The organism is Cytobacillus praedii (assembly GCF_001439605.1).
In the GTDB taxonomy this organism is placed as follows: Bacteria; Bacillota; Bacilli; order Bacillales; family Cytobacillaceae; genus Cytobacillus; species Cytobacillus praedii.
This window is the reverse complement of the sequence record NZ_LMBX01000014.1, coordinates 136,574-143,010: the sequence shown is the minus strand read 5'-3', so window position 1 is coordinate 143,010 and position 6,437 is coordinate 136,574. Positions and strand designations below refer to the sequence as shown.

At 36.1% G+C, this 6,437-nt stretch carries 8 protein-coding genes; 3 read left to right on the top strand and 5 right to left on the bottom strand.

Translation table 11 applies throughout. The features are described 5' to 3' along the window. Positions 1–249: 249 nt before the first annotated feature. Both nadE and ASU02_RS15750 read right to left on the bottom strand, forming a co-directional pair. On the bottom strand, positions 250–1,071 hold the full coding sequence (nadE, locus tag ASU02_RS15755; protein ID WP_057765299.1) for an ammonia-dependent NAD(+) synthetase: 822 nt from the start codon (positions 1,069–1,071) through the stop codon (positions 250–252). A gap of 11 nt (positions 1,072–1,082) precedes the next feature. Then, positions 1,083–2,558, bottom strand: coding sequence for a nicotinate phosphoribosyltransferase (locus ASU02_RS15750; RefSeq protein ID WP_057765296.1), 1,476 nt, complete (start codon positions 2,556–2,558; stop codon positions 1,083–1,085). A gap of 172 nt (positions 2,559–2,730) precedes the next feature. Between ASU02_RS15750 and ASU02_RS15745 the strand changes: the two genes are divergently transcribed. Next, entirely contained in the window at positions 2,731–3,312 is a 582-nt protein-coding gene (locus tag ASU02_RS15745; protein WP_057765294.1) for a biotin transporter BioY, read from the top strand. A 27-nt stretch (positions 3,313–3,339) separates the two neighbouring features. Here ASU02_RS15745 and ASU02_RS15740 read toward each other — a convergent pair whose 3' ends face one another. Then, positions 3,340–4,263 carry a lysylphosphatidylglycerol synthase domain-containing protein gene (locus tag ASU02_RS15740; RefSeq protein WP_057765292.1) on the bottom strand — a complete coding sequence of 308 codons (924 nt, stop codon included), beginning with the start codon at positions 4,261–4,263 and terminating at the stop codon, positions 3,340–3,342. A 170-nt stretch (positions 4,264–4,433) separates the two neighbouring features. Between ASU02_RS15740 and ASU02_RS15735 the strand changes: the two genes are divergently transcribed. Both ASU02_RS15735 and yidC read left to right on the top strand, forming a co-directional pair. After that, the gene (locus ASU02_RS15735; RefSeq protein ID WP_057765290.1) at positions 4,434–4,724 is read left to right on the top strand and encodes a hypothetical protein; all 291 of its coding nucleotides are present in this window, start codon (positions 4,434–4,436) and stop codon (positions 4,722–4,724) included. Positions 4,725–4,752: 28 nt separating this feature from the next. Continuing rightward, the gene (gene yidC, locus ASU02_RS15730) at positions 4,753–5,538 is read left to right on the top strand and encodes a membrane protein insertase YidC (protein ID WP_057765288.1); all 786 of its coding nucleotides are present in this window, start codon (positions 4,753–4,755) and stop codon (positions 5,536–5,538) included. A gap of 23 nt (positions 5,539–5,561) precedes the next feature. Here yidC and crcB (ASU02_RS15725) read toward each other — a convergent pair whose 3' ends face one another. Both crcB (ASU02_RS15725) and crcB (ASU02_RS15720) read right to left on the bottom strand, forming a co-directional pair. Next, entirely contained in the window at positions 5,562–5,933 is a 372-nt protein-coding gene (gene crcB, locus ASU02_RS15725) for a fluoride efflux transporter CrcB (protein ID WP_057765287.1), read from the bottom strand. A 2-nt stretch (positions 5,934–5,935) separates the two neighbouring features. Further along, positions 5,936–6,319: a fluoride efflux transporter CrcB gene (gene crcB, locus ASU02_RS15720; protein ID WP_057765285.1), complete on the bottom strand. Its 384-nt coding sequence runs from the start codon at positions 6,317–6,319 to the stop codon at positions 5,936–5,938. Positions 6,320–6,437: the final 118 nt, after the last annotated feature.

Genomic DNA, 6,437 nt, shown 5'->3' with positions numbered 1-6,437 from the left:
ATTCTTCACTATATTTTGCCATAAAAAACACCCCCGAAAGTTAGATTTATTACTCTAACTTTCGGGGGTCGGTACTTCTTCCAAGCGTTTGATAATTATTCTCTATGAAGAAAATATCAGAGAATTGATTATAGTATGCTGTCTTCTCTATCGAGGTAACATACGAAACCTCTCAAGAAGGAAAAAGTACCTTTCCGAGAGGCTCGTCCTATGCTAAGCGTGAGGCTGATCAAGATAGTTACGGATTTCTTACCACCATCCATCAAACATCGACGCCGGTACTTGTCTTTTATGTTCGGTAATTAAATAGCGTTTTTCAATTTTCTCCGCGACATCCAAAGGTACTTGCTTCCCTTCAAGATAATCATCCAGTTCTTCATAGGTAATGCCAAGTTCTGTTTCGTCTGCTTGGCCAGGTTTTTCGTCAAGAAGATCAGCGGTTGGTATTTTTAAATACAATCTCTCATCCGCACTTAATTCTTTAAGCAATGCCTTCCCCTGTCTTTTTGTTAGTCCAGTTAATGGGGTAACATCTGCACCGCCATCCCCATACTTTGTGAAAAATCCTGTGATCGCTTCAGCAGCATGATCGGTACCAATAACAAGCAGTCCTTTTTCCCCGCCAAAAGCGTATTGGGCAATCATTCTCATTCTTGCCTTAACATTCCCCTTTTGATAATCACTTAATGGGTGACCTTGGACGTTGGAGTTAAATTCATTTTGAACCTCATCGACGGAATCTTTAATATTAAAAACATATTCTTGATCAGCTTTAATAAAGGATAAAGCTAACTTTGCATCGGTTTCATCTGCTTGTACACCATATGGAAGGCGAAGAGCAATAAATAAAACGTCACTATGCCCCTCACCGCGAAGCTCCTCTACCGCCAGCTGTGCTAATCTTCCGGCAAGCGTCGAATCCTGTCCGCCACTTATTCCCAAGACATACCCTTTCGATTTTGTACGAATGAGATACTCTTTTAAGAAGTCTATCCTTTTCCTAATTTCATTTTTTGGATCAATTTCTGGATTAACATGCAGACTTTGCATGATTTCTTTTTGTAATGTCATTTCTCTTCCCCCTAGTTCCTCTTATCCAAATACTCTTTTACCTTTTGTTTAATCATATCTATATGTTTCATTTTATTGTCCCAGCATTTTTGGCTTAAATCGACCGGATACTCTTCTGGATTTAATGATCTCCGATACTCTTCCCATAAGAGATTTAAATTTTCCTTTGCATATTGCTGAATGGATGAGAGAGCTGGCAATGAATAAACACGTCTTCCATTAAGAAAAATATCTTTATGGAGCTCTTTTGCTTCAAAATCTGTAACATATTTCTTTATATATGTATGAACAGGATGGAACATTTTCAAACGTTTTTCTTCTTGAGGATTCTCAAAATCTAAAGCAATGTAATCCCCTTCAGATTTATTAAATTTTTTATTTATGATTCGATATACTCTTTTTAGACCGGGTGTTGTAACTTTTTCAGGATTGCCGCTGATTTTAATTGTGTCTACCATTTCTCCCGCATCATTTTCTATCGAAACAAGCTTGTAAACCGCTCCAAGAGCAGCCTGATCATAGGCAGTAATCAATTTTGTTCCAATTCCCCATACATCAATTTTCGCACCTTGCCCTTTTAAATTCAAGATTGTATACTCATCTAGATCATTAGAGGCGATAATTTTCGTTTGATGGAAACCTGCAGCATCAAGCATTTTCCTGGCTTCTTTCGATAGATAAGCAAGATCGCCGCTATCTAGTCGAATACCTACAAAGTTAATCTTATCCCCTAGCTCTTGTGCTACTTTTATGGCGTTTGGTATTCCAGATTTCAATGTATCATAAGTATCTACAAGAAATACACAGTTTTTGTGCCTTTCCGCATATTTATGGAAAGCAGTATATTCATCACGGTATGCTTGTACAAGTGCATGTGCATGTGTGCCAGAAACAGGCATGCCAAATTTCTTTCCAGCTCTTGCGTTTGAGGTTGATTGAAAACCGCCAATATAAGCAGCTCTTGCTCCCCAAATGGCTGCATCCATTTCATGTGCCCGCCGCGTGCCAAATTCCATTGCAATTTCTTCTCCTACAACTTCCTTGATTCGTGCTGCTTTCGTCGCAATAAGCGTTTGATAATTAATAATGTTCAACAAGGCTGTTTCAATTAATTGTGCCTGTGCAAGCGGTGCCTCTACTCTCAAAATTGGTTCATTTCCAAAAACCAGCTCCCCTTCTTCTAATGAACGAATGGAACCAGTAAAAGTAATTGAGCGTAAATATTCAAGAAAATCTTCTTTATAATGCAATTCATCACGTAAGTAGGCGATATCACTCTCTGAAAAACGGAATTGCTCAATAAATTCAATGACTCTTTCTAACCCAGCAAATATTCCATATCCATTTCCAAAGGGAATCTTACGAAAAAAAACTTCAAAAACGGCATTTTTATTATGGATATGGTCATTCCAATACGTTTCTGCCATATTTATTTGATATAAATCTGTATGTAGAGAAAGACTGTCATCATTATATGAAGTGCTCATAAATATACCTCCCCTTATAAGCGATTAATAGTTTTATATTACCCTGAAATGAGTATGATTACACAAGCCATGTCTCATCAAGTAAAAAGAGCTTGACAAAGGATTAAGAAAATATTAATTTTATATTGTTAACTTATTTATAATTATAGTTAACATAGAGAGGAGTACAGAAATGACAAATCAGCAACTGAAATTAAGATCTATGATTGTTACTGCATTATTCGCTGCTATTATTGGTGTTTTGGCACAAATAACAATTCCCCTCCCGCTAGTTCCCATTACTGGACAAACACTGGCCATCGGACTAGCTGCAACGATTCTAGGTTCCCGCTATGGAACGCTTTCTGTTTTACTATATTTAATCATTGGGTCAACTGGTGTACCTGTATTTGCAGAACTTTCAGGTGGAATTTCTAAATTGGTTGGACCTACAGGCGGCTTTTTGGTTGGTTTTGTACCAGCAGTTTTTATCATTGGCTTCTATATGGAAAAAACAGGTTTTACTTTTAAAAATGCAATGATAGCTAATACTATCGGGATGATCATTACTTTAGCATTTGGAACCACTTGGTTAAAAATATCAGCAGATCTTACTTGGACACAGGCTTTAGCTGGCGGATTTACTCCTTTCCTTGGAGTTGGTTTGATTAAAGCAGCACTTGCTTCATGGATTGGCATCATCATTCGTAAAAGATTAGTTTCTGCAAAGCTCTTATTCTCCATTCATCCTAATATTAAGCAAGAATCACTATAAAAGTAAGGGGCTGTTGATGAACAGCCCCTATTTTCGTGTATGTTTTTTCATCATAAAATGCTTCATAATAAATGGCGTTCCCAATATAGCTGGAAGAATGTAATAGCTTAGACGGTAAAACATGATAATTAACAGGCTAAGCTCTGCGGGTACCCCTTTTGTCTCCATACCAATTAGAAAAACGAGATCAAAGGAGCCAATTCCCCCAGGAATCAGACTTATAATACCAGCACATGCAGAAATGATTACAATTGGAAATACTTTCGTAAAAGGGACAGACACACCTAAAAAATTTGCGATTCCCCAGATGCAGATTACAACAAATAGCCATTCAAATATAGAAACAGCCATTAATTCGCTTATATAGCCGCGTTTTATATGCCCTAAGTTCCAAAATGACTTTTTTAGCAAGAATACAATTAAGAGAATAGGCGTGTATAAAGCGATTGCTAAGACAGCAATCTTAATAAACTTTACTTCGGAATATACATGCATATCGGAAAAGACTGTGAACCAGGATAATATGGAAAGTCCCGACAGATAAAACAGGGATAATTTAGCAATTGTCTGGATATATGGCATGTCGTTCCTTACTTGAGATTTATAATAAAAAGATCGCAAAGTTGTTCCTGCAACCCCGCCAAAACCGATTAGATTGGAATAAGCATTAGCTGCAAGCGAAAAGAAAATGAGCTTCCTTTTCGGTATGTATATATGAAAAATTTGAAGTAAGATGACATCATAAAATATCATTGGAATGAGGGAAATTAAACCCAGAATTAAAATAAAAAAAAGTTTATTAAGTGCAAGCCTGTCCCAGTAATGATTAAGCAGCTGCCAATTAAAATCTTTGAAAATTTCTTTGGATTCAATGGCAAGTATGAATAATATAAAAATGGGAATTAATATTTTTAAATACTTTACGAGTGTTTTTTGCTTCGGTAATAACAAAATACCCCACCGTTCTTAATTTATCAGTCTACCTACTATTCTATTACTCTATTCCTATGTGTTCAACAGGAAACCTCATGTTCCATCTTCATTGTAACATGTTCAACATTGCTAAAATCGGTCATTTCCTCTATAATTTATCCATTGGCCTTAAGTAATGAGGTGAAAATATGACTGAATTTATTATTGATATTTCGAATATTCCCACGGAGTACACAATTTATGCAAGCTTCCTTTTAGGAATGATTGTTAAGTTTATTTGGGTATGGAAGATTGAATATCATTTTTATGACTCTTTAGATACTGCACACAATTTAGAATCATCGAATAAATTGCCGTTTCAGCAGTTATTTTATTATAAATTTAGAAATCCATTATTAATTTGGATGATAAAATGCATTCGTAAAAAACAAGGTCCCGGTGATGATCCAGAAGGTGCTTCTCCTCTAATTGTAATCTGATTCATTTACTATTAAGAGGAGTGACAAAATGAAAAAACAAAAAAACATTTATTTAATATTAATGCTTGTAGCGGGAACAATGCTTTTATCTGCTTGTGGAGCACCCAATACACAAAATAGTGACGGTTTCTTCCAAAAGTTCGTTGTTGAACCATTTGCTTCATTAATTCATGGAGTGGCTGTTTTCTTTAATGATAACTATGGCATTGCAATTATTGTAATTACACTTGCCATCCGACTGCTGTTAATGCCTTTAATGTTAAAACAATATAAAAAACAGCAAATCATGAAAGAGAAAATGGATGTCCTTAAGCCGGAAATGGATAACATCCAAAAAAAGCTAAAAGCTGCTAAGGACCAAAAAGAACAGCAAAAGCTGCAACAGGAGATGTTTGCTCTTTATAAGAAGCATAATGTCAATCCACTTAATATGGGCTGTCTTCCAATTCTCATTCAAATGCCAATATTAATGGGATTTTATTATGCGATTAGAGGTTCTGAGGAAATTGCTGCTCATTCGTTTTTATGGTTTAATCTTGGCCATTCTGATTTATGGATAACAGCTGTGGCTGGGATCGTTTATTATTTACAATTTAAAGTTTCACAATCGAATATGCCTGTCCAAACACAGCAGCAAATGAAGTTCATGGGGCTTCTCTCCCCTATAATGATCGTCTTAATTTCGTTAAATGCTCCTGCAGCATTGCCTTTGTATTGGACAGTCGGCGGTATTTTCTTAACCGTACAAACAATGATTGGAAGAAAACTTTATCCTTCTGTGAAGTCTAAAAGTACAGAAATAAGTTCAAATTAACAATAAAGGAGTATAGCACCTTGCTATACTCCTTTTACAATTTTCCCTGCAACCAGTCCTAGGAAAGCAAGTAAAATTCCTCCTGTATACGTTATTGCAATATAAATAAATCCCGCTGTTTTTTCTTTACTAGTCAGTAGCTTTACTGTTTCTAAATTAAAAGTAGAAAATGTTGTAAAGGCGCCCATAAATCCAGTTCCCAGAAGTAAGGTCAACTCATTATCTTCTGTTATTCCGAGCAGATATCCTAATAAAAAAGACCCGATCCAATTTACAGCTAATGTACCTAAAGGGATTCTTCTTGGTAATATCCTTTGGAAGTAGGAAGTTATTAGGTAACGGCAAATTGCACCAAAAAAACCCCCTATTCCTACTAAACACATGTGGAATATCATTCTTATATCCTCACTTTTCTGTATGTATGAAAGTAGCCAAACCATGATGCAGCCAGTCCGCCAATTAAACTGATCACAATGTAAAGTACCGCTAATATCAATTCTCCATGATCGATTAGCCTAATCGTTTCTGTACTTAAGGTGGACATTGTTGTGTAAGAACCGATTGCCCCTGTCCCAATTGAAAGAACGAGCGTACGGTTCACTTTTTCGTTTTCAGTGAATGTCCTTGTGAAAATTCCAATGAGAAACGCCCCTGTTAAATTTGCAACAAGTGTTCCGAATGGAAAGACATCTTGCATGAAGTAAAATTCATTCAAGATAGAAATCAAATAGCGAAGCAAACTGCCAACAATCCCGCCACTCCCAATAAAAACATAAGTCATTATCATTCCCTGCTTTCCGCATTCATCGTTCCTATCATACCATTTAGAAGGAAAAAATCTCATCTATAAGAAAAATAAAACAAGGATAGCGAGCTTATTTGTAGGAAAAATAGATATG